This window comes from Atopobium sp. oral taxon 199 str. F0494, from assembly GCF_000411555.1.
In the GTDB taxonomy this organism is placed as follows: Bacteria; Actinomycetota; Coriobacteriia; order Coriobacteriales; family Atopobiaceae; genus Lancefieldella.
The window spans coordinates 1,286,903-1,308,817 of sequence record NZ_KE150486.1; the positions used below are offsets into that span (position 1 = coordinate 1,286,903).

At 52.1% G+C, this 21,915-nt stretch carries 18 protein-coding genes and 3 rRNA genes; all 21 read left to right on the top strand.

The window, feature by feature from the left end; translation table 11 throughout:
• Positions 1–12: 12 nt before the first annotated feature.
• The 21 genes from hpdC (at position 13) to rrf (ending at position 21,732) form a co-directional block, all read left to right on the top strand.
• Complete coding sequence (gene hpdC / locus HMPREF1527_RS05885; protein WP_016477792.1) at positions 13–288, top strand: 4-hydroxyphenylacetate decarboxylase small subunit; 276 nt, start codon at positions 13–15, stop codon at positions 286–288.
• 93 nt (positions 289–381) lie between these two features.
• The gene (locus HMPREF1527_RS05890) at positions 382–1,698 is read left to right on the top strand and encodes a nitrate/nitrite transporter (RefSeq protein ID WP_016477793.1); all 1,317 of its coding nucleotides are present in this window, start codon (positions 382–384) and stop codon (positions 1,696–1,698) included.
• 62 nt (positions 1,699–1,760) lie between these two features.
• On the top strand, positions 1,761–2,372 hold the full coding sequence (locus HMPREF1527_RS05895; protein ID WP_016477794.1) for a DUF4125 family protein: 612 nt from the start codon (positions 1,761–1,763) through the stop codon (positions 2,370–2,372).
• Between the two features lie 45 nt (positions 2,373–2,417).
• The gene (locus HMPREF1527_RS05900) at positions 2,418–3,188 is read left to right on the top strand and encodes a tetratricopeptide repeat protein (protein WP_016477795.1); all 771 of its coding nucleotides are present in this window, start codon (positions 2,418–2,420) and stop codon (positions 3,186–3,188) included.
• 72 nt (positions 3,189–3,260) lie between these two features.
• Entirely contained in the window at positions 3,261–3,851 is a 591-nt protein-coding gene (locus HMPREF1527_RS05905) for a DUF4125 family protein (protein ID WP_016477796.1), read from the top strand.
• Positions 3,852–4,117: 266 nt separating this feature from the next.
• On the top strand, positions 4,118–4,915 hold the full coding sequence (gene atpB / locus HMPREF1527_RS05910) for a F0F1 ATP synthase subunit A (protein ID WP_016477797.1): 798 nt from the start codon (positions 4,118–4,120) through the stop codon (positions 4,913–4,915).
• Between the two features lie 97 nt (positions 4,916–5,012).
• Positions 5,013–5,207 carry an ATP synthase F0 subunit C gene (atpE, locus tag HMPREF1527_RS05915; RefSeq protein ID WP_016477798.1) on the top strand — a complete coding sequence of 65 codons (195 nt, stop codon included), beginning with the start codon at positions 5,013–5,015 and terminating at the stop codon, positions 5,205–5,207.
• A 36-nt stretch (positions 5,208–5,243) separates the two neighbouring features.
• Positions 5,244–5,855 (top strand): F0F1 ATP synthase subunit B, encoded by a 612-nt coding sequence (gene atpF / locus HMPREF1527_RS05920; protein ID WP_016477799.1) that lies wholly within the window; start codon positions 5,244–5,246, stop codon positions 5,853–5,855.
• The gene (atpH, locus tag HMPREF1527_RS05925) at positions 5,842–6,315 is read left to right on the top strand and encodes an ATP synthase F1 subunit delta (RefSeq protein ID WP_016477800.1); all 474 of its coding nucleotides are present in this window, start codon (positions 5,842–5,844) and stop codon (positions 6,313–6,315) included. The genes atpF and atpH overlap by 14 nt, the downstream gene beginning before the upstream one ends.
• Complete coding sequence (gene atpA / locus HMPREF1527_RS05930) at positions 6,315–7,991, top strand: F0F1 ATP synthase subunit alpha (RefSeq protein WP_016477801.1); 1,677 nt, start codon at positions 6,315–6,317, stop codon at positions 7,989–7,991. Before atpH ends, atpA begins: the two co-directional genes overlap by 1 nt.
• 6 nt (positions 7,992–7,997) lie before the next feature.
• Positions 7,998–8,912 carry an ATP synthase F1 subunit gamma gene (gene atpG / locus HMPREF1527_RS05935; RefSeq protein WP_016477802.1) on the top strand — a complete coding sequence of 305 codons (915 nt, stop codon included), beginning with the start codon at positions 7,998–8,000 and terminating at the stop codon, positions 8,910–8,912.
• A complete protein-coding gene (gene atpD / locus HMPREF1527_RS05940; RefSeq protein WP_016477803.1) occupies positions 8,912–10,393 on the top strand; it encodes a F0F1 ATP synthase subunit beta in 1,482 nt (493 codons plus the stop codon). The genes atpG and atpD overlap by 1 nt, the downstream gene beginning before the upstream one ends.
• 8 nt (positions 10,394–10,401) lie before the next feature.
• A complete protein-coding gene (atpC, locus tag HMPREF1527_RS05945) occupies positions 10,402–10,839 on the top strand; it encodes an ATP synthase F1 subunit epsilon (protein WP_016477804.1) in 438 nt (145 codons plus the stop codon).
• 11 nt (positions 10,840–10,850) lie between these two features.
• Complete coding sequence (gene murA / locus HMPREF1527_RS05950) at positions 10,851–12,134, top strand: UDP-N-acetylglucosamine 1-carboxyvinyltransferase (RefSeq protein ID WP_016477805.1); 1,284 nt, start codon at positions 10,851–10,853, stop codon at positions 12,132–12,134.
• Between the two features lie 5 nt (positions 12,135–12,139).
• Positions 12,140–13,330, top strand: coding sequence for an LCP family protein (locus tag HMPREF1527_RS05955; protein WP_016477806.1), 1,191 nt, complete (start codon positions 12,140–12,142; stop codon positions 13,328–13,330).
• 254 nt (positions 13,331–13,584) lie between these two features.
• Positions 13,585–14,013: a metal-dependent transcriptional regulator gene (locus HMPREF1527_RS05960; protein WP_016477807.1), complete on the top strand. Its 429-nt coding sequence runs from the start codon at positions 13,585–13,587 to the stop codon at positions 14,011–14,013.
• 192 nt (positions 14,014–14,205) lie between these two features.
• Positions 14,206–15,102, top strand: coding sequence for a UTP--glucose-1-phosphate uridylyltransferase (locus tag HMPREF1527_RS05965; protein ID WP_016477808.1), 897 nt, complete (start codon positions 14,206–14,208; stop codon positions 15,100–15,102).
• Positions 15,074–16,498 carry a hypothetical protein gene (locus HMPREF1527_RS05970; RefSeq protein WP_016477809.1) on the top strand — a complete coding sequence of 475 codons (1,425 nt, stop codon included), beginning with the start codon at positions 15,074–15,076 and terminating at the stop codon, positions 16,496–16,498. The genes HMPREF1527_RS05965 and HMPREF1527_RS05970 overlap by 29 nt, the downstream gene beginning before the upstream one ends.
• A 328-nt stretch (positions 16,499–16,826) precedes the next feature.
• Positions 16,827–18,338: ribosomal RNA gene (locus HMPREF1527_RS05975) — 16S ribosomal RNA — on the top strand.
• 229 nt (positions 18,339–18,567) lie between these two features.
• Positions 18,568–21,508: ribosomal RNA gene (locus HMPREF1527_RS05980) — 23S ribosomal RNA — on the top strand.
• A gap of 108 nt (positions 21,509–21,616) precedes the next feature.
• Positions 21,617–21,732 (top strand): 5S ribosomal RNA (gene rrf, locus HMPREF1527_RS05985).
• Together the 16S, 23S and 5S rRNA genes form the textbook arrangement of a ribosomal RNA operon.
• Positions 21,733–21,915: the final 183 nt, after the last annotated feature.

The following is a 21,915-nucleotide window of genomic DNA, read 5'->3' on the forward strand; positions in this document are numbered from 1 at the left end:
AAGGAGACCCTTATGTGTAAGTATCGCGATTGCGATTTCTATATTCCCATTGATGTCGTAAAGGGTATCGATCACGCTCACGGTGATGTTGTAGTAATGGGCGATGAAGAAATTGCTGCTGTTGACTTTGTTCCCGCTCATAAGTGCAAGTTCTGTGCGCACTATAAAGAAACTGAGAGGAACATGGGAATATGTAGCGGATTTACAACCGAGTATTGGGCGTTTGCAGAGAACGGTGCTCGTAACTGCGAGGCGTTCGAGATGGCAAAGGACCTCGTTGAAGCGTAGCACACGCTGATTTTCCCTCCAAGGACGGCGCCCCGGGAACTCTCGCGGGTTTCTGGGGCGTTTTTTATACATTGCAATGATTGGGGACATCTTATGAAAGATGCTAAGTCAACCTCGCGTAAGGTAGTACTAGCAGCCTTCCTTGCGTGTTTCTGTCTTTTTGGTTTCCGTTCAACATTTTCTATCCTTCAGGTTCCTATGGGCAAAGATCTCGGATGGACCGGATCACAACTATCTCTGGGCTATTCTCTTATGATGATGGTGTATGCGGTAACGGCTTTCTTTGCGGGTAAGATTGTTGATAAGAGTGGCTGCAGGCCGGTGTATTTTGCAGGTGCTGTATTTTGCTGTCTTGGTATGGTGGCTACTTCGTTTATTGATAATATTTATTTCTACTTCTTTAGCTACGGTGTTTTTGCAGGTATCGGCACCGGTATGCTGTGGGTATCTTCGACTACCTCATGTCGCAAGTGGTTTGTAGGTGACCGTTACTCCACGGCGTGGGGCATCGCTTTTGCTGGGGCTCCTATCGCTCAGGTATTGCTTACGCTTTTTATGAAGCCGTTCTTAGCTCAGAATGCATCCGCATGGCGCACTGTCATGTTGATTATGGGCTTCGTCTTTCTTGCGCTTCTTTCGGTATCGGCTCTCGTCGCTCAACGAAACCCCAGTGATCTTGGCCTTGAACCGTTTGGAAAACTTCCGCAAAAGAAAAACGAGAAAACCCATGACTTCACGGTTGCAGAAGCATTTCATACGCGCGCTATGTGGTGTGATATTTTTGCGTTTCTCTTTGCAATGCTTGGTGAATTTCTCATTTGGTCTCAAATTGTTAAATACTGGACGGTCAATCTGAATATGGATCTTGGTACTGCCTCCAACATGTATATTATCATCGGTGTCTGCGGAATCTTTACGATGCCGCTTTTGGGTAAGGTTGCAGATCGTCTTGTAAAGTCAAGAGGAAATGAACCGGAAGCACGCCGCATCGTGCTTATTGCCGGTCCTATCGTTGGCGCTATCGGGTGCGTTCTTCTCCTTATGATGAAGGCTGATCAGTTGTGGCTCGGCGCACTTTGTTGCGTATTGTTTGCCTGCTATTGGGCGGTTGAGCCAGGTGGATGCGCTGGATATGCCGGATCGGTTTTTGGTAATAAGTACTTTGGTAAAGTTTGGGGATTTGCTACGCTCATCGTTATGTTTGTTGGGCCGGCGACCGGTTCCTTTATGGGTGGATTTTTAGCCGATGTAACGGGCAACTATACTGCATCTGTCATTTTTGCTCTCTGCGGGTTTGTCCTTTCTGCACTTATGGCTCTGCTTCTTCCGAAGGAAGTCAAAGCTCCAACTCGTGCCCAAGAGGCGGGGGCTCATTGTCGGGAGCGGCAGACAATCTCTTCCGCACTCTAGGTTTTTACCCGTGCGTAGGGGAAGAAACTTCCCCTACGCTCGTTGCGTGAGGAGCGTTGCACATGGCTTCGCTTGACCTTGTTGAAACCATTAGGCACTACGAATATGAGGATTTTTCCTATGCTGTCAAAGAATGGTCGCCTCCCTATATTGGGTGTAACCTGAATTCATTTTTTACACGGATGCGAGGACCTCAGCTTATGACTTGGAGCCTTGAAGTTCTTGAGTCATATTGCGCAGATCTTGAAAAAGCGAGGATGTATCATACGTCACTCTTTATTGAACGTTTTGTATATGTGTATGGGTGTTCAAAAGAGGTGAGCCACCGGTATCGTTTTCCTATGAGGTCGTTGGAGTTTAAGAAGTATGTTGATTTCATTACAAAAATCTCCTTAATTTGGGAAACGCGCGCGAGGATGCAATTCCCGCTTTTTACAAAATGTATAGGGCCTCTTATTGTTGAAGAGGATACGCAAATGAGCCCGTCATACGAAGTACGTCTTCGAGCAGAACTCATGACATATTCCACCGAAACTATCCGTGCATATTTTGAGTTTGTTATGCAGTGTTGGGATGAGGGTTTTAACCCAAATATCCAAACCTATCATGGCGTTGCGCGCGAGCTTGGTTTTCCAAGTGCGTCTGAGGCAGATCAGCTTGGAGCATCTCTATAGCATTACCGCTCTTCTTGCTATGCGAGAGATTGGAGAGAAAAGACTATGAACGGCAAGGATGTATTGGATGAGATTGACGAGGTTCTCAAATTCCATGCAGATAGTAAAGATAATGATGCCGCAATTTCTCTTATGAGGAGGAAGCTTTGTGAGATTGGTAGAGAGTATGGTGAAAAGAGCTCAGAATTTATCAGTGTTCTTAATGAGCTAGGAAGCATTGAGAGAGATGCCGGACTTTTAGATGAGTCGGCCAGCGATCTTCTTCGTGCCGTTGAGATTCAGATGGATGCAATACCGATTTTTCAAGACGACGATGGCTGTATGAGCGCTGGGTGCACGGCATGTTCATCGGTAAAGACTATGCCTACAAAGCATATTGATCCCGGACTGGCGGCTACACTCTGTAGTCTTGGAGGAACATACCGCCTGATGGGTGATTTCGGTCAGGCAGAGTATGCATTTATTATGGCTATTCAGATTTACGATGCAACAGTTGGGACAAAACACCCCTTATACGCGACGGTTCTCAATGAACTTGCCTTGCTTCGCCAAAATCAGGGCCGCTACGGCGAGGCTATTGAACTGCACGATCGTGTCCAGACGATTATTGGTATGTCGGCGCATGCGGAGTATCGCGCGAATAATCTCTTTAACCGCGCTCTCTGCGAGTATTTGCGTCGAGGAGATTTTGGTCGCGCTTATCACGATGCCAAGGAGGCACTAGTTCTCTATACCGTTCATATGGGTGCCGATTCTTTACAGGCCTGTCGCGCACGCAAGATATATGAGCTCATCAGTGAAAGCTATGTGCATTGATAGCGAAGTGTCATAGGCAATGTGTTTCGTGAGCTTCCTTCATGCCGATTACTGGCAGAATAGGTGATCATTGTGAAAAGAGCTATAAAAGACCTATTAATTGGCGCCATTGAGGAAATTGAGCGAAATATGCTTTTAAAGGCTGGCATTATCAAAAGCGAGCTGTTATATCAAACTGACTACAGACAAGCACTCCTTTTTCAACGGGCTTTATATATATCATGGCCGATTGAAGTGCTTGAAAGTTATAAGCTCGATCTTGAGCAAGCACAAAAGCATGGCAACAATCTTATGAGTGAGAAATATGCACGAATGAGAGAAATAGCTTTACGGGAAGCATTGGAAATACCTCCATTGGATTTGCTGAATAAACGTCTCATAGAAGAAGCTGTGGACATACTGTTAGGGTGGGAAGCAAACTTGTGCGGACATTACCGATTACTGCAGGAGAAGGCAAGAAGTCTTCGCCAAAAGAATCTGGATGCCGCGTCAGTTCCCTTAGTTGCTTTGGATGTATACCTGTTTGGAGAGTTCTCAATTTACTCAGCACGTACACTTTCACTGTATCTCAAACATCTTATAATACAGGAACGACAGGATATCAATGGAAGTATGATGGTGTACGACAATATGAGCTATCTCCAAAGCTCGGTGGTCGTCTGATGAAAATGAAGAGAGGTATGAGGGGAGCCTTCAACCATAAACGTGAAAACAGTATGTATTTTTGAATAAAGTTCAAAAATATTGTTTTTTACGAAAAGAGAGAGCTTGTAAAGTGTTACTATCGCCACTTGTGCATACAGAGTATGCGAAATGATTTGCGTGGTATACGATATACATCATATAATCGCAAGTCTTTGCATTCTACGTGCGAGTGCAGCGATAAGAACCCGGTAGGTGCCGCTGTGTTGGGAAAGGAAGAGAGATAAGTGAATCCGCTATCTCAGCTGCCTGAAAAGATGGACGAGCTGCTTGACAGCTTTATGACTCATCCTCTTGTTGGCAGTACGACTGTTGGTTTTACCAACTACATCTTTTGGATGTGCGTAGCGCTTGTGCTGCTTATGGTCGTCATGTTCATCTTTGTCCAGAAGCAGAAAAGATCCCTTGTTCCGCAAGGCATCTTTGTGAACTCCATTGAGTATCTCGTTGAGTTTATCCGCGATGATATGGTCAAAGGGCTTCTCGGAGATACATGGAAGAAGCATTTTTCTTTCTTGGCGTCGTTGTTTCTCTTCATCCTGGCGAACAACATTGTCGGCATTATTCCCGGCTGCCATCCCGGCACCGGTACCATTGGCGTAACGGCTGCGCTGGCTTTGTGCTCCTTTGTCTATTTTATCGTGGTTGGCGTCAGGCGTATGGGGCCTCTCGGATATATCAAGAGCCTTGCGCCGGAAGGCGTCAATCCCTTCATGGGAGCAATGGTCTGGGTCATTGAGCTCTTCTCGACCTTCCTGCGCCTCATCACTCTTGCAGTCCGACTTTTCTGTAACATGCTCGCAGGCCATGTTGTTATGGGCGTCTTTGCGATTCTGGTCTCCCTCTTTATGGGTCCTATTCTGCAAGGATTTTCGGCGACTGCATTTGCCCAAGCCGGAGCATCTGCTTTTTGGTTGCTTATCCTCATTGTGATTTACGCTGTCGAGCTTTTGGTCGGCGTCATTCAAGCATATGTGTTTACCTTGCTCTCATCTGTCTACATTCAGCTTGTAGAGAGTGAGTAAGAAGAACAGGGGTACAAAGTGTTTTGGGCGATGACAGTCGCTTGAAATAGGTAGTGTGTTGATCGTCTTGGAATCAGGACGAATAAAAGGAGGAATTGTGGGCGTTATTGGTTACGGTCTTGGTGTTTTGGGCGCCGGCGTAGGTATTGGACTTGCTGCTTACGGTGCAACTTCAGGAATGGCTCGTCAACCTGAGATGCAAGGTCGTCTCTTTACGGTTTTTATTCTTGGATCGGCATTCATCGAGGCGTTGGCACTGATTGGTTTCGTTGTAACGCTGATTGCACAGTAGGCCGACCGCATCTGAATCATTAAGTTGGAGGAACGCATGAACACGATACGAAAGGGAGCGAAGACCGCGGCAGTTGCCGGAGTGGCAACCGTGGCGTATGAGCTGCTTGCTCCCTCCGTCGCGCTTGCTGAGTCGCCGAGTGGGGCAGACCTTCTTCTTCCTAAGCCCGCTGAGTTCATTCCTGCGCTCATTGCGTTTTTGATCATTTGGTTTGTTTTGGGCAAGTTTGCCTGGCCTTCTATTCTCAAGATGATGGAGAGCCGCCAGGAAAAGATTCAAAATGATCTGAACACGGCAGAAAATGCTCACGTTAAGGCAGAGAAAGATCAAAAGATTGCCGCCGCAAGCATCGATGAAGCTCGTCGTAAGGCAGATGAGATTGTTGCTGCCGCTAAACGTGAGGGCGAAGAAGAACGTGCTCGCATCATCGAGCAGGCGAAGAAGGAAGCGTCCGATATCATCACCAAAGGCCATAGCGCCGTTGATTCTGAGCGCCGCCGTTGCCTTACGGAGCTTTCTGGTTCCGTAGTGGACCTATCCGTTGAAATTGCCGGCAAGATCATTGGCAATGAGCTTGATGAAGCTCAGCAGCGTCGTCTTGCCGAGAAGTATCTTGCGGAAGTAGGTAAACCTGATGAGCGCAAATAAGCGTGAACAGGAAAAGAAGGTAGAGGGTTACACGAGGGCTCTCATTGAGGCCGCTCGCGCCGAAGGCCGTCTGAACGCCGATCTTATACAGTGGCAGCATGTCCGCAAGTTTTCACCGGAAGTCCTTGAGACCCTCGGTGCAATGCAGGCAAGCGAGGACTTCAGCCTCATCAAGGATGTTGCGGACCAGTTTGAGGAGCTTCTCGATACTGAAGACGCAACCATCACCGTTGTAGTAACAACATCAGTACCCCTTGATGATACGCTGCGTTCCAAGATTAAACAGACGCTTGGCATGCAGTTTAACGCCGCAATTTATCTTGTTGAGCGCGTTGATCCCTCTATTCTCGGCGGCATTATTGTTGAGACGCGCGGCCGGCGCTATGACGCGTCCGTGCGCGCCCAGCTTACCAATATCAAGAACAAGCTCTCATTGAATAACGTTGAAAGCGAAATGTAATGACTGAAGAAAAGGCCACAATTGAGGAAGGGACGTTGAGCTCTGACGTCATCATTGAGTTGCTGCGTGAACGTCTTTCCCAGGTCAATTCTATGGTTGATCAGCAAGAGGTTTCCGTGGTAACTGAGGTTGCTGACGGTATTGCTCGCGTTGCTGGTCTCCGAACCGCGATGGCCGGCGAACTGCTGCAGTTTACCAGCTCTTCCACAGGTCACGCCGTATACGGCCTTGCCCAGAACTTGGATGAGACCGAAGTCGGTGCCGTCCTGTTCGGCGATGTCTCCGACATCAGAGAAGGAGACGAGTGTCGTACAACTGGTCATGTTATGGACATTCCCGTTTCCCACGATATGTTGGGACGCGTGGTTAACCCCTTAGGTCAGCCTATTGATGGTCTTGGTCCGATTCACGCGACACATCGCCGTCCCGTTGAGTTCAAAGCGCCCGGCATTATGGAGCGTCAGCCTGTTAACCAGCCGGTGCAGACCGGTCTTCTCGCTATTGACGCAATGGTGCCTATCGGACGCGGCCAGCGTGAGCTTATCATCGGTGACCGTAAGACCGGCAAGACCGCTATTGCCATTGACGCCATCGTTAACCAGGCCAAGACCGACATGGTCTGTATCTATGTCGCTATTGGCCAGAAGGCTTCAACCGTCGCGTCAATCAAGGAGTCTCTGGCGCGGCACGGCGTCTTGAACAAGACCGTTATCGTTGCCGCCACGGCTGCGGATTCCGCACCTATGCAGTACATTGCTCCGATGGCCGGCGCGGCTATCGGCGAGTACTTTATGTATAACGATAAAAACGGCGAGCCCGCAGACGCTGAGCATCCCGGCGGGCACGTTCTTGTGGTATACGATGATCTTTCCAAGCAGGCAGTGGCGTACCGTCAGATGTCGTTGACGCTGCACCGTCCGCCAGGACGCGAGGCGTACCCCGGTGATATTTTCTACCTGCACTCTCGTCTTTTGGAGCGTGCTTGCAAGCTTTCCGATGCCAACGGCGCCGGCTCTCTTACGGCGCTCCCTATCATTGAGACGCAGGAAGGCGATGTCTCGGCGTATATTCCAACGAACGTCATCTCCATTACGGACGGTCAGATTTATCTGCAGTCCAACCTCTTCTTCCAAGGTCAACGCCCTGCAGTTGATGTAGGTATTTCGGTGTCACGCGTCGGCGGTGACGCGCAGATCAAAGCGATGAAGCAGGTGGCGGGTACGCTTCGTTTGGACCTCGCAAGCTATCGTGAAAAGCAGGCCTTCTCGCAGTTTGGCTCTGATTTGGACGCGACGACGCAGTACCAGCTCAATCACGGTGCCCATACCATGGAGCTTCTCAAGCAGCAGAGATACGCGGCGCTGGACGTGCGCGATCAGGTTATTGTTATCTTCGCGTCGAAGGAAAATTTCCTTGACGATGTTGACCTTGATCACGTCGGCGCGTTTCGTGATGAGCTTGCCATTTACATGGCCGAACGTCACCCGCAGCTGCGCAACAGCATCATGGACGGCAAAATTTCAGATGATGCCGCCGCGCGTCTGCGCATGCACATACAACACTTTAAGGAGAAGTTCCTTGATGAACATCCCAACAAAGTTGTGGAGGACGTGCTTGCCAGCGCGGAAAACCCGAGTGACCTTGCGGCAACTCAAAAGGGTCCTGATCAGGAGTAATACGGAATGGCAAACCTTCACGAAATACAAAGGCGCATGAGCTCTATTAAGAGCACTATGCAGATTACGCGCACAATGTCGATGATTTCGACGGCGCGTGTCCGCAAAGCGCTCAATAGGGCTGAAGACGCCATGCCGTATAAAGAGGCCATTACGCGCATGTTGGCAAATGTCGCGAGCGCCGGGTTTGATTCCACGCAGCCGCTTTTAAATACGCACGCTACCATCAAGCACGTTTTATATCTTGTGGTAGCGTCTGATCGTGGGCTTGCGGGCGGTTTCAATATCTTGCTTGAGCGTCAGACCGAGCATGATATGGAAAAGCTTAAGGCTCAGGGGATTTCGTCTTCGGTCATTACATGTGGCCGTAAGCCGACAGAGTATTTTGCGTTTCGGGACATCAATCCTGTCATGTCGTTTGTGGGTATTTCTTCTGAACCGACACCCGATGAGGCGGACCGCATTGCCTCCTACATTATGGACGGCTATGCGGCAGGACGCATTGATCGCGTGATTATTCGCTATTGGCATGCCAAAAACCGGGTAGACCAGATGCAGGTTTCGGAGCAGCTTCTGCCCGTTTCCGAAGAGCAGTTGACGATGCCCAATAAGCCCCGCGATGATGAAGCTCTGTCAGCGGTAAAGCGCATCGCACATCCCAACTATTTGTTTACGCCTTCTGCCGGAGAAGTGCTTTCCTATTTGATGCCCGCGTATATACGGACGGTCATCTACCACGCACTTCTCGATTCCGCTGCAGCTGAGCACGGCGCACGTCGCCGCGCTATGCAGTCTGCGACCGATAACGCGGAAGGGGTTTTGAGTTCACTGAGCCGTACCTATAATCGTGAACGCCAGGGCGCAATTACCACTGAGCTGAACGAAATCATCGGTGGTGCTGCAGCATTGGAGGATAAGTAATGTCAGAAAACCAGGTAGCGAGTTCCGCTCTTGAAGAGGCTTTTCTCGGCAAGCATACGCATCGTGTGAAAGACGGTGTTATTGTCCGTGTAGTCGGACCTGTTGTCGATGTGAAGTTTGAGGGTGATGTTCCAAGCATCTATAACGCTCTCAAGGTTGAAGACGATACGCCGGTTGGTCATGTCAGCACGGTGCTTGAAGTTGAGTCACAGCTTCCGGGTGGCGTTGTCCGCACAGTTGCTATGTCATCGACCGATGGGCTGCAGCGTAACCTTCGCGTGGTCGACACCGGCGAGTCCATGATGATGCCGGTAGGCCGCTCAACGCTCGGTCGCGTGTGGAACGTCATGGGTCAACCCGTTGATGGAAAACCGGTTCCAGATGACGTGGAATACTATCCTATCCACCATCCCGCGCCGGCATTCGAGGAACTTACCACGCAGACGGAAGTCTTTGAAACAGGCATCAAAGCCATTGACCTTCTTGAACCGTATGTCCGCGGCGGCAAAACAGGACTTTTTGGCGGCGCAGGCGTTGGCAAGACCGTCCTTATTCAGGAACTCATCAATAACCTTGCGCAGCAGCACGGTGGCACTTCCGTCTTTACTGGTGTCGGCGAGCGCACTCGTGAGGGTACTGACCTGTATCTTGAAATGACCGAATCGGGAGTTATCGAGAAGACCTGTCTGGTCTATGGACAGATGAACGAGCCACCCGGAGCCCGTATGCGCGTCGCTCTGGCCGGTTTGACCACCGCCGAATACTTCCGCGATCAGGGGCAGGACGTCCTGCTCTTTATCGACAACATTTTCCGCTTCTCGCAGGCAGGTTCTGAGGTTTCGGCACTTCTCGGCCGTATGCCTTCTGCCGTTGGCTACCAGCCGACTCTGGCAACCGAGATGGGCGAGCTCCAGGAGCGCATTACCTCTACAAAAGAGGGTTCCATTACTTCCGTTCAGGCGGTATACGTTCCTGCGGACGACTTAACCGACCCGGCGCCTGCGACAACATTTACGCACTTGGACGCCACTACGGTTCTGTCTCGAGCCATTACCGAGCTGGGTATTTATCCGGCAGTCGACCCGCTGGCAAGCTCCAGTTCCGCTCTTGATCCTTCGATTGTGGGCGAGGAGCACTATCGTGTTGCCATGGCTGTTCAGGAGACCTTGCAGGAGTATTCAGATCTTCAGGACATCATTGCCATTCTCGGCATGGACGAGCTTTCTGAAGAGCAGCAAAAGACGGTGGCGCGCGCCCGTAAGATTCAGCAGTTCCTGTCTCAGTCGTTCCACGTTGCCGAGAAGTTCACCGGTAATCCCGGCACCTACTGTACCGTTGAGCAGACGGTTCGTTCATTCGCTGAAATCATTGACGGCAAGTGCGATGATTTGCCTGAGCAGGCATTCCGTTTTGCCGGCACTATTGATGATGTTCGTGAGCGGGCGGCTCGTATGGCCGCCGATGGCGACTCTCAGAATTAGGATCTGCCATGGCTGAGTTAACCTGTCAGTTTGTGCGACCCGACCGTCTTTTGTACGAGGGAAATGTGGCAAGTCTCATCCTCGCGACTATTGATGGTGAGCTTGGCGTATGGCCCGGTCATGAACCGGAGATTGTCGCGCTTGGTGATGGAATCGTGCGCCTTCACATCAGGCGTCCCGATGGAGAAATCGCTGTTCAAAAAGTTGTTATCTCAGGCGGGTATGCTGAGATTGATCCGTCCGGCGTTATTATTTTGGCTGACCACGCCCGCCGGACGGACGACATTAACGCTGATGTTGTGCGCGAGACACGCGACGCCGCCATTGATAAGATGGATGCCTTGGACGAGAAGGACAACAGGCGTGCGTATTACGAAAATAAGATTAAATGGTGTAACCTTCTCTTGAAGCAGGTGCTTGAACACTCAAGCACCCAGGAGCAGTAGCTCGGAGACTTATGGATGTCATACAGATTGAAGGCGGTCATCCTGTCACAGGACAGGTGACGGTTGAGGGTGCAAAGAACTCTGCGTTGAAGCTCATGGCGGCCACTATCATGGCGCCTGGCGTTACAACGCTTACTAACGTACCCGATATTGCCGATGTGCACGTGATGGGAAAGGTCTTAAAAACCCTTGGCGCGCGCATCGAAGTTGTGGACAAACATACGCTTAAGATTGATACCTCCGATATCGATAAATGGGAAACTCCGTACAGCCTTGTTGCCCAGATGCGCGCCTCAACAGCGGTGTTGGGACCGCTTATTTCCCGTTTCGGGAAGGCGATTGTGGCAATGCCCGGAGGCTGCAACATCGGTGCTCGAAAGATTGATATGCATATCCTGGGCCTTGAGGCTTTAGGTGTTGCGTTTAAGGTAGCGCACGGCAATATCCACGCTTCCGTTCCAAATGGTCTTGTCGGCGAAACTGTCTCTTTGGCGTTCGCGTCGGTTGGAGCGACGGAAAACCTCATGATGGCCTCAGTGTTTGCGAAAGGCACAACGGTTATCGACAATGCGGCTCGTGAACCCGAGATTGTTGACCTTGCCAATCTCCTGAACGAAATGGGCGCTCGCGTTGTTGGAGCAGGTACTCCCGTCATTGAAATTCACGGCGTCAAGGAGCTTCATCCGTGCGTGCACGCTGTTGTAGGGGATCGCATCGAGGCGGGAACATTTCTAGCCATCGGCGCTCTTACGGGTGACCCTGTGCGCGTGAACGGCTTTGACCCCAAACACCTTGGCCTGGTGCTCAAGAAGTATGAGCAAATGGGCATCAATATCGAATACGGCAGACAGTGGGCGTGTGCTTCTCGCCAAAAACCCTTGAAAGCCATTGATATTCAGACACTGCCGTTCCCGGGTTTTCCGACGGACATGCAAGCTCAGACTATGACGCTGCTTTCACTTTCCGAAGGCAGCTGCATCGTTACGGAGAATGTCTTTGAAAACCGTTTTATGCTTGCAAGCGAGCTTCAACGTATGGGTGCCGATATTACCATCGAAGGCCATCACGCTATCGTTCGCGGTGTTTCCGGGCTTGAAGGAGCCCAGGTTAAATCACCGGATCTTCGTGGCGGCGCCGCGCTCGTGATGGCTGGCCTTGTGGCAGAAGGAGAAACAACGGTATCGGCCATCCATCATATCGACCGTGGTTACGAGGGCTTTGTCGAGAAGCTTGTCTCAATCGGAGCGGTTGCCCGGCGCCTGTCCATTCCTGATGATGATATCTTTGAAGGGTAACGTTCATGAGCCCAAGGTCCGCTAAGACTCAAAAGGACAAAGGCACGCCGTTCGTTTCCGAGACGGCGCGGTTCAGCCGAGTTTCAGCGGAAGCGTATCACGAGCGCCGTAAAAAAGTTGCGCACAGAAGTGTCGCCAAAAGGGCTGCTCTCGTCACGTTTTCTTCCCTTGTCATAGCCACCGTTGTTGCGGCGGTGGTATGGGTGGCGTCCATTCAGATGCGCCTCAATAACTCAGAAGTCATTAATGACAATCTCCGCAGTACTCTGACAGAGCAGACTGCTCCGTCCGATCCATACTATATGCTGCTTTTAGGCACTGACGGGCGGCCAGGAGAAACTGAGTATCGTGCAGATTCTATCATCTTGGCTCGCGTTGATCCGGCCAACAAGCGAGTGACCTTGCTTTCCATTCCGCGTGACACCTATGTCACATGGAAGGGCACACAGATGAAGATCAATGCCGTCCATTTTTATGACGGGGCGGCCGGAATGGTGCAGATAGTCAACCAGCTCTGCGGCGTTAAGATTGCGCACTACGCGGAAGTGAATTTCGACGGCCTCGCGGGTATTACCGATGCCGTTGGTGGAGTGACAGTCGATGTAGATCAATACATGCGCGACACCGAGAACTTCAGCGGCGTGACCGAGCTCTATGCGGGCAGGCAGATCCTCAACGGGCAACAGGCGCTGTTCTATACGCGTTGCCGGTATGCCTTTGCGGACAGCGACTATACGCGTATGCGGCACCAGCGCACCTTTATCAAGGCTCTTCTGGCGCAGGTGCTTTCTTCGGGTGATCCGGTCAAGATTGCTTCCATCATTAACGCTACGGCCGATATGGTGGTCACGGATCTCTCGGTGGCCGACGCAATCTCACTTGCGTCTCAGATGATAGGCCTGCGAGCGGACACCGGCATCTATACGGCATATGTACCCTCGGCTCCTGAAACCATCGGCGACCAGTCCTATGTCATTGCCGATGACGATAAGCTTGCCAAAATGATGGAAATCATTGACCGGGGAGGAAATCCCTCTTCGCTCAACGATAAGACTGACGCTGAGGCCGACAAGGAGGCGGGAGAAGGAGGCTCATCTGAGGAGCCAAGCACTTCTCGCTTAACTTCCGAAAGCGAGGAAGACAGCGGGCATAATGACAATCCCGTTACAGTCAACAGCGAAGACGTCATTCAGTAGAACGTGGGATGGCAGTTTCTGAGCCATCTGCAAAATACCTTTGGGCGAAGCTCGGGCTGGCGCTTGTCGCCGCTCTCATTTGCTCGCTCCGGTTTGTCCGATGTGCCGCCTGTCTTGCGCCATGCCGTATTGTGAAGTAATGCTGTGCGCTGCCGACTCAAGTAACGTTTCAAGTAATAGGGGTATCATTATTCATAGTGAGTAAAAGTTCCTCTTAATCAAAAAACACGGCTTCTACATTGTTGGAGGGTCGCATGGCTAATGACGCAATACTCCCTGACCATACCCTAAGCAAGGCAGGGGAAGATTATCTGGAAGCGATTTATCGGATTGCTTTGGACCAGCCTGAAGACGACAGAGGCGTTCGTTCGGTCGATGTTGCCGAGGCGCTCAAGGTCTCCAAAGCAAGCGTAAACAAGGCGCTTTCCCTCCTTAAAGAGCAGGGCATGGTTGAGCAGAGCCGCTATGGCCGTGTGACACTGACAGAGGAAGGCGAGAAAAACGCGCGGCAGGTATGGCGCGCCCACCGTGCGCTCAGAACGTTTCTCGAGCATGACCTGCATGTGGACGAGGACACCGCGGACGCGGAGGCGTGCCTGATGGAGCATTCGCTTTCGCACAGTACCATGTCCAAACTGGTGCAATTCCTCGAGAGCCGAGGAATTACTATCGATGAGAGGTAATCTCTCGAATTCCAGAGAATTTCTCGTATAGTGCACTCGCGCAGAGGATATATAGAGGACACGTTGTTGTGCGGCGCTCATGCGCAGGGCGGCCGAATCCGCCCGTTTACGACATAGGCATAGCGCAATGCGGTTAAACCGAGCGGTTTGGGGTATTGTGATGAGCGTAATGCGTCATGCGGAAGGAATGTGATGAAGGCTATTATTCCGGCAGCAGGACTCGGTACTCGATTCCTACCTGCAACCAAGTCAATGCCCAAGGAACTGCTTCCTGTTCTCGATAAGCCCGTCATCCAGTATGTTGTCGAAGAGGCTCTGGAGCCTGAAGGCGTCGATGGCGTCATCATTGTCAATTCACGAGAAAAACCACAGATAGAGGACTATTTCTCCATTGATGAAAAACTTGAAGATATGTTGAGCTCACGGGGAAAAGACGAGTTAGCCCAAAGAGTTCATGAGGCTTCAACACTTCCGGTCTCTTTTGTCTATCAAGACAACCCCTGCGGTCTTGGTCATGCGGTACTGTGCGCTGCGGAGGCTGTGGGCGCTGAGCCGTTTTTTGTACTGCTGGGCGATTACTTTGTTCCGGACCGCCAGATGTGCCTTCGTATGAAGGAGGTTTCCAAGGAGCATGGCGGCGCTTCCGTTATCGCCGTTGCGCCCGTCCCTGAAGATCAGACAAATCGCTACGGAATCATTGCAGGGGAGTGCACCAACAGGTCTGAGACAGCGGACGCTGAAAGCGAAGGTGCCGTTTGGAAAGTTTCAGGACTTGTGGAGAAGCCCGAGCCTAAAGACGCGCCATCGCACCTGTTTATCGTCGGCAGATATCTTTTGTCTTCCAGAATCATGGAACTTCTCGCCACGCAAGGTCCCGGCGCCGGAAATGAGATACAGCTTACTGACGCGATGGAGCGCCTGCTTGCTGAAGAAGAGATGTACGCGCTGGTGGTAGACCCTGCCGAAGGCTGCGACACGGGGACGCCTGCTGCATGGGCGGCTACCAATGCCCGTATGGCACTGTTGGATCCCAATCAAATAGATGCATTTAAGGAGGCGCTTGGCCAAGCGGCTGAGAACCTTGGATAAGTCAGCTGATATACTGCGGTTTTCCAGCGATGGCTGGCAAGCCCGCTATGATAAAAGCTTCACCAAAGAAAACATCGTCCGCCTTGCGGACGCCCTCGGTCACGTCTGGTCTGATGAGCAGCCTGGCGCCACAGTTATCGTGGGTTTTGATACGCGAGCGCAGTCTTCCGAATATGCGCGGCTTGTCGCTCAGGTCATTGCTGCACACGGATTAGAGGTACGGGTTTCTGATCGTTTTTGCCCCACGCCGGCAGTCGGGTTCGCCTGTGCGACGTCGGACGATGCTGTTGGCGGCATCATTATTACGGCGACCGAGCTTTCCTGCGAATACAATGGCATCGTCGTGCGCGATTACAACGGGGGTCCGGTATCTCGCGGTTTTTTGGATGTGGTTGAGCATCAGATCCCGCTGAAGCCCACCGAAGCGCGCGGCAACTATCAGACAATCAACCTTATGACTCCCTACCTTGAAACGCTTCTCTCAGAGGTGGACGTTGAGACGATCACTTCTTCTCGCCTGCGTGTTGTTGTGGATCCTATGTACGGCGCCGCTTCCGGATACGTTGCCGAGCTGCTCCGCGCCGCGGGCTGCAGCGTGCAGGAAATCCATGCGGGACCTCAGGATGATTTCGGCGGTATCCATCCGCAGCCTGCGGATCCATGGGCTGATGAGTGTTCCAGTGTTGTGCAGGAAACAGGGGCTGACTTAGGCGTTTTGTTCGATGGCGACGGAGACCGGGCCGCTATAGTCGACGGGTCGGGGCACCTTCTGACGCCGCACGAGTTTGTTCCTTTGGTTATTAAGCACCTCGCTGCGTTTCGTGGCGAGAAGGGGCGCGTGATTTCTACGATTACCTGTTCCGCACGCATTTCTCGCCAGGCTGAGCGTCTGGGTTTGGAATCTGTGTCGGTGCCCGTGGGTTTCGCGCGCATCTACAACGAAATTGAGGCGGGAGATGTGTTGCTTGCTGCCGAAGAGTATGGTGGCATGTGTTTTCCGCATCACCTCCACGAAAGAGATGGACTGCTTGCGGCTCTCTATATAGTCGAGATGGTCGCAAAAAGCGAGAAAAGCATTGCAGAGCTTATTGCTGAGGATACGCTGGAGCTTGGACGCATGTGCTATATGCGCCGCGGTGTACGTCTTGACGCGGCGGCTACACAGGCGTTCCGCAATATCCTTCCCGGATTGAATCCCGCTGATGTTGCGGGGTATGAACCTGTATCCGTAAGCCACGCCGATGGCCTGCGCCTGCAATTTGCCGATAATTCATGGGTGTTGATTCGTCCGTCTCGCATGGACGCGCTGGTACGCGTCTATGCTGAGGCGTCGACCGAGGCGCAGCGCGACAAGCTTTTAGACGCCGCCTGCGAGATTGTGCGCAGAGAGGCGTAGATGTTTCCTCCCTTCCACCCACCCTCTCGTTCCCGAATTGTGGAGGATTTGTGAAGACGGCCTTTTCGGGTCTTTCGAAGGGGGGTAGAGACTATAGTTATTCCCCGCGCGACGCTGACAGACCTACTAAAAGCGCAGCGCAGCGAACCTTGAAAACCGGATACTGAGATCGTAAAAGATCGACAAAGACAGACTAGCGAAATAATCGAATGTGAATGCAAATTCACGCCAATTCTTATATTTCAGCGAATCCGAGATCAGCGTGATCTAAGCGAGGATTTATACTCACCTCTTTTAACCTCTACAGGCACATGTGTCTGTATCAGTTTGAATGGAGAGTTCGATCCTGGCTCAGGATGAACGCTGGCGGCGCGCCTAACACATGCAAGTCGAACGATTAAAGCACCTTTTAGGTGTGTATAAAGTGGCGAACGGCTGAGTAACACGTGGGCAACCTGCCCTCCTCTTGGGGATAGCCTCGGGAAACCGAGGATAATACCCGATACTTCACTTGAGCCGCATGACTCAAGTGAGAAAGCTTTTGCGGAGAAGGATGGGCCCGCGGCCTGTTAGCTTGTTGGTGGGGTAGAGGCCTACCAAGGCAATGATGGGTAGCTGGGTTGAGAGACCGACCAGCCAGATTGGGACTGAGACACGGCCCAGACTCCTACGGGAGGCAGCAGTGGGGAATCTTGCACAATGGGCGAAAGCCTGATGCAGCGACGCCGCGTGCGGGACGAAGGCCTTCGGGTTGTAAACCGCTTTCAGCAGGGACGAGGCGTAAGTGACGGTACCTGCAGAAGAAGCCCCGGCTAACTACGTGCCAGCAGCCGCGGTAATACGTAGGGGGCAAGCGTTATCCGGATTCATTGGGCGTAAAGCGCTCGTAGGCGGTCTGTTAGGTCGGGAGTTAAATCCGGAGGCTCAACCTCCGTCCGCTCCCGATACCGGCAGACTTGAGTTTGGTAGGGGAAGGTGGAATTCCTAGTGTAGCGGTGGAATGCGCAGATATTAGGAAGAACACCAGTGGCGAAGGCGGCCTTCTGGGCCATAACTGACGCTGAGGAGCGAAAGCTAGGGGAGCAAACAGGATTAGATACCCTGGTAGTCCTAGCTGTAAACGATGGACACTAGGTGTGGGGGAGCCTTTCCTCCGTGCCGCAGCTAACGCATTAAGTGTCCCGCCTGGGGAGTACGGCCGCAAGGCTAAAACTCAAAGGAATTGACGGGGACCCGCACAAGCAGCGGAGCATGTGGTTTAATTCGAAGCAACGCGAAGAACCTTACCAGGGCTTGACATATAGGTGAAGCGGCGGAAACGTCGTGGCCGAAAGGAGCCTATACAGGTGGTGCATGGCTGTCGTCAGCTCGTGTCGTGAGATGTTAGGTTAAGTCCTGCAACGAGCGCAACCCTCGTCGTATATTGCCAGCGGCTCGGCCGGGCACCTATACGAGACCGCCGGCGTCAAGCCGGAGGAAGGTGGGGACGACGTCAAGTCATCATGCCCCTTATGTCCTGGGCTACACACGTGCTACAATGGCCGGCACAATGAGCTGCCAACCCGCAAGGGTGAGCGAATCTCGAAAGCCGGCCCCAGTTCGGATTGGAGGCTGCAACCCGCCTCCATGAAGTCGGAGTTGCTAGTAATCGCGGATCAGCACGCCGCGGTGAATGCGTTCCCGGGTCTTGTACACACCGCCCGTCACACCACCCGAGTCGATTGCACCCGAAGTCGTCAGCCTAACCGTTTGGAGGGAGACGCCGAAGGTGTGGTTGGTAAGGGGGGTGAAGTCGTAACAAGGTAGCCGTACCGGAAGGTGCGGCTGGATCACCTCCTTTCTAGGGAGATACCCTCATCTAGATTGATTTACTTTATTTGAGTACCCTCGCAATGTATCAACACTGAAATCTTTGTCCGCATATGCGTCAGTATCCGGTCTCGAGGGTTCGCCCTCGCGTACCTTGAGAGCTGCATAGTGTGATTAATTCGATTTTCTTCAAGAAGATCGCATCTGTAGATACTTTTGCCGATACGGCAAAAGTGCAATCAAGTATGTTCAAACCATTAAAAGAAGATGGTAAGGGCAAACGGTGGATGCCTTGGCACAAGAAGCCGATGAAGGACGTGATAAGCTGCGATAAGCCACGGTGAGGTGCACATAACCTTTGACCCGTGGATGTCCGAATGGGTAAACCCACTAGATTTAATCGTCTAGTACTTCCTGCTGAATCTATAGGCAGGAGTGAGGTAACCGGGGGAACTGAAACATCTAAGTACCCCGAGGAAGAGAAATCAAACGAGATTCCCCAAGTAGTGGCGAGCGAACGGGGATATAGGACAAACCGGAAGTTGCGCAAGCGCTTTCGGGGTTGTAGGACCACACACCATAGAAGTTACAAAACATCGTGGAAGCAAAACGGTATGGAAAGGCCGGCCAAAGAGGGTTAAAGCCCCGTATGCGAATCTGCGATGTCTTCTCGTGTGGCACCTGAGTACTGCCGGACACGTGAAACCCGGTGGGAACCTGGGGGGTCCACCCTCCAATCCTAAATACTCTCTTGTGACCGATAGTGAACCAGTACCGTGAGGGAAAGGTGAAAAGTACCCCGATGAGGGGAGTGAAATAGTACCTGAAACCGTTTGCCTACAAGCAGTCGGAGCAGACTTTTGTCTGTGACGGCGTGCCTTTTGTAGAATGAGCCAGCGAGTTACGGCATGTGGCAAGGTTAAGCTCAAAAGCGAGCCGCAGCGAAAGCGAGTCTGAATAGGGCGCGTGAGTCGCATACCGTAGACGCGAAGCCAGGTGAGCTATCCATGAGCAGGCTGAAGCGGGGGTAAGACCCCGTGGAGGGCCGAACCCACTTAGGTTGAAAACTGAGGGGATGACTTGTGGATAGGAGTGAAAGGCCTATCAAACCTGGAGATATCTCGTTCTCCCCGAAATAGCTTTAGGGCTAGCCTCGGACGTTTACCCGTGGGGGTAGAGCACTGAATAGTTGCGGGGGCTTCACCGCCTACCAAGATTAATCAAACTCCGAATACCATAGGGTCCAAAGTCCGGGAGTCAGAATATGTGGGCTAAGCTGTGTATTCAAAAGGGAAACAGCCCAGACCGCCCGCTAAGGTCCCAAAATCTATGCTAAGTGGCAAAGGATGTGCGTTTGCTCAGACAACCAGGATGTTGGCTTAGAAGCAGCCATTCATTTAAAGAGTGCGTAATAGCTCACTGGTCGAGTGGACATGCGCCGACAATATACGGGGCTAAGCATAGTACCGAAGCGGCGGACTTGCACGTATGTGTAAGTGGTAGGGGAGCTTTCTGTTTGGGTTGAAGCAGTCGGATAACCGGCTGTGGACTGACCAGAAGTGAGAATGCTGGCATGAGTAACGAAAGACGAGTAAAAAACTCGTCCGCCGTACACCTAAGGGTTCCTGGGCAAGGCTAATCCTCCCAGGGTCAGGCGGGAGCTAAGGCGAGGCCGGAAGGCGTAGTCGATGCACAACAGGTAGATATTCCTGTCCCTCCGCACAAGCGCTATCACCAATGGGGTGACGGAGCAGGGTAGCTGGTCGGGGTTCTGGACGTCCCCGTGAAGACACGTAGGCTAAGAAGTAGTAAAACGCGCTTCTTATGAGGCTGAGGTGTCTGACGAAGCAACTGAGTGAAGCTAGTGAGCCCATACTTCCAAGAAAAACCTCTAGGGAGCTTGTCGGAGCCCGTACCAAAACCGACACAGGTAGGTGGGTAGAGCATACCAAGGCGATCGGGAGAACTATGGTTAAGGAACTCGGCAAAATTGCCCCGTAACTTCGGAAGAAGGGGTGCCGGTTTGGGTGATAAGACACGCTCTTTGAGCCTCGGCCGGTCACAGTAAATAGGTCCAAGCGACTGTTTATCAAAAACACAGGACTCTGCTGAAGTCGTAAGACGACGTATAGGGTCTGACGCCTGCCCGGTGCTGGAAGGTCACGAGGAGTTGTTAGCGTATGCGAAGCAGCGAATCTAAGCCCCAGTAAACGGCGGCCGTAACTATAACGGTCCTAAGGTAGCGAAATTCCTTGTCGGGTAAGTTCCGACCTGCACGAAAGGCGTAACGATTTGGACGCTGTCTCAACCATAGACCCGGTGAAATTGCACTAGTCGTGAAGATGCGACTTACCCGCAGAAGGACGGAAAGACCCCGTGAACCTTTACTGCAGCTTGACATTGGCTGCCGGTTCGTCGTGTAGAGGATAGGTGGGAGACTTTGAACCAGGGACGCCAGTTTCTGGGGAGTCACCCTTGGAATACCACCCTCGACGTTTCGGCATCCTAACCTGCGACCGTTATCCGGCGTGGGGACCGTGTCAGGTGGGTAGTTTGACTGGGGCGGTCGCCTCCTAAAATGTAACGGAGGCGCACGTAAGGTCTGCTCAGAATGGTCGGCAACCATTCTTTTGAGTGCAAGAGCATAAGCAGGCTTGACTGCGAGACTTACAAGTCGAGCAGATGGGAAACCAGGTTCTAGTGATCCGGCGGCTCAGAGTGGTATGGCCGTCGCTCAACGGACAAAAGGTACTCCGGGGATAACAGGCTGATCTTCCCCAAGAGTCCACATCGACGGGAAGGTTTGGCACCTCGATGTCGGCTCATCGCATCCTGGGGCTGGAGCAGGTCCCAAGGGTATGGCTGTTCGCCATTTAAAGCGGTACGCGAGCTGGGTTCAGAACGTCGTGAGACAGTTCGGTCCCTATCCTCTGTGGGCGTAGGAAAATTGAGGGAGGCTGCCCCTAGTACGAGAGGACCGGGGTGGACGGACCTCCGGTGTACGGGTTGTCAACCAATGGCAGAGCCCGGTAGCTGAGTCCGGTTGGGATAACCGCTGAAAGCATCTAAGCGGGAAGCCCATCCCAAGATGAGTTTTCCTTTCGGTAAGACCCCTTGTAGACTACGAGGTTGATAGGTTGCAGATGTACGTGCGGCAACGCATTTAGTCGAGCAATACTAATCGGTCGAGCTCTTCTTTTCAAACATACTTTTACCAAACGCGATCCTTCTTCGATCGAACAATCACACTGTGCGGCCCTCAGGGTACGTGAGCGAAAGCCTCGCTTGAAAGTCGAATACCCCTTGTTGGTCAGCGATTATGGCAGGGAAGGCACACCTGGTCCCATTCCGAACCCAGAAGTTAAGCTCCCGAGCGCCGATGGTACTGCGGAGGAAGTCCGTGGGAGAGCAGGACGTCGCTGACCAACAAGGGGCATTTGCATAGAGAGGGACTTTTGTGTGCGCGTATGTGGAGGCTTTTGAAGAACGATGCCGTAGATGAAATGTGGAAGATGTGTCGAGTTTTTTTGATGAAACTGTGTGCATAGGCGGATTTGTGTGACCGTTCAGCCCCTACATGAAATCTCTATATCTTGAGCCGCTTCTTT

Excerpts from the sequence above, each read along its gene's own strand:
- hpdC (WP_016477792.1), top strand. The coding sequence starts at position 13 with ATGTGTAAGTATCGCGATTGCGATTTCTATATTCCCATTGATGTCGTA.
- HMPREF1527_RS05890 (WP_016477793.1), top strand. The coding sequence starts at position 382 with ATGAAAGATGCTAAGTCAACCTCGCGTAAGGTAGTACTAGCAGCCTTC.
- HMPREF1527_RS05895 (WP_016477794.1), top strand. The coding sequence starts at position 1,761 with ATGGCTTCGCTTGACCTTGTTGAAACCATTAGGCACTACGAATATGAG.
- HMPREF1527_RS05900 (WP_016477795.1), top strand. The coding sequence starts at position 2,418 with ATGAACGGCAAGGATGTATTGGATGAGATTGACGAGGTTCTCAAATTC.
- atpF (WP_016477799.1), top strand. The coding sequence starts at position 5,244 with ATGAACACGATACGAAAGGGAGCGAAGACCGCGGCAGTTGCCGGAGTG.
- atpH (WP_016477800.1), top strand. The coding sequence starts at position 5,842 with ATGAGCGCAAATAAGCGTGAACAGGAAAAGAAGGTAGAGGGTTACACG.
- atpA (WP_016477801.1), top strand. The coding sequence starts at position 6,315 with ATGACTGAAGAAAAGGCCACAATTGAGGAAGGGACGTTGAGCTCTGAC.
- atpG (WP_016477802.1), top strand. The coding sequence starts at position 7,998 with ATGGCAAACCTTCACGAAATACAAAGGCGCATGAGCTCTATTAAGAGC.
- atpD (WP_016477803.1), top strand. The coding sequence starts at position 8,912 with ATGTCAGAAAACCAGGTAGCGAGTTCCGCTCTTGAAGAGGCTTTTCTC.
- atpC (WP_016477804.1), top strand. The coding sequence starts at position 10,402 with ATGGCTGAGTTAACCTGTCAGTTTGTGCGACCCGACCGTCTTTTGTAC.
- murA (WP_016477805.1), top strand. The coding sequence starts at position 10,851 with ATGGATGTCATACAGATTGAAGGCGGTCATCCTGTCACAGGACAGGTG.
- HMPREF1527_RS05955 (WP_016477806.1), top strand. The coding sequence starts at position 12,140 with ATGAGCCCAAGGTCCGCTAAGACTCAAAAGGACAAAGGCACGCCGTTC.
- HMPREF1527_RS05960 (WP_016477807.1), top strand. The coding sequence starts at position 13,585 with ATGGCTAATGACGCAATACTCCCTGACCATACCCTAAGCAAGGCAGGG.
- HMPREF1527_RS05965 (WP_016477808.1), top strand. The coding sequence starts at position 14,206 with ATGAAGGCTATTATTCCGGCAGCAGGACTCGGTACTCGATTCCTACCT.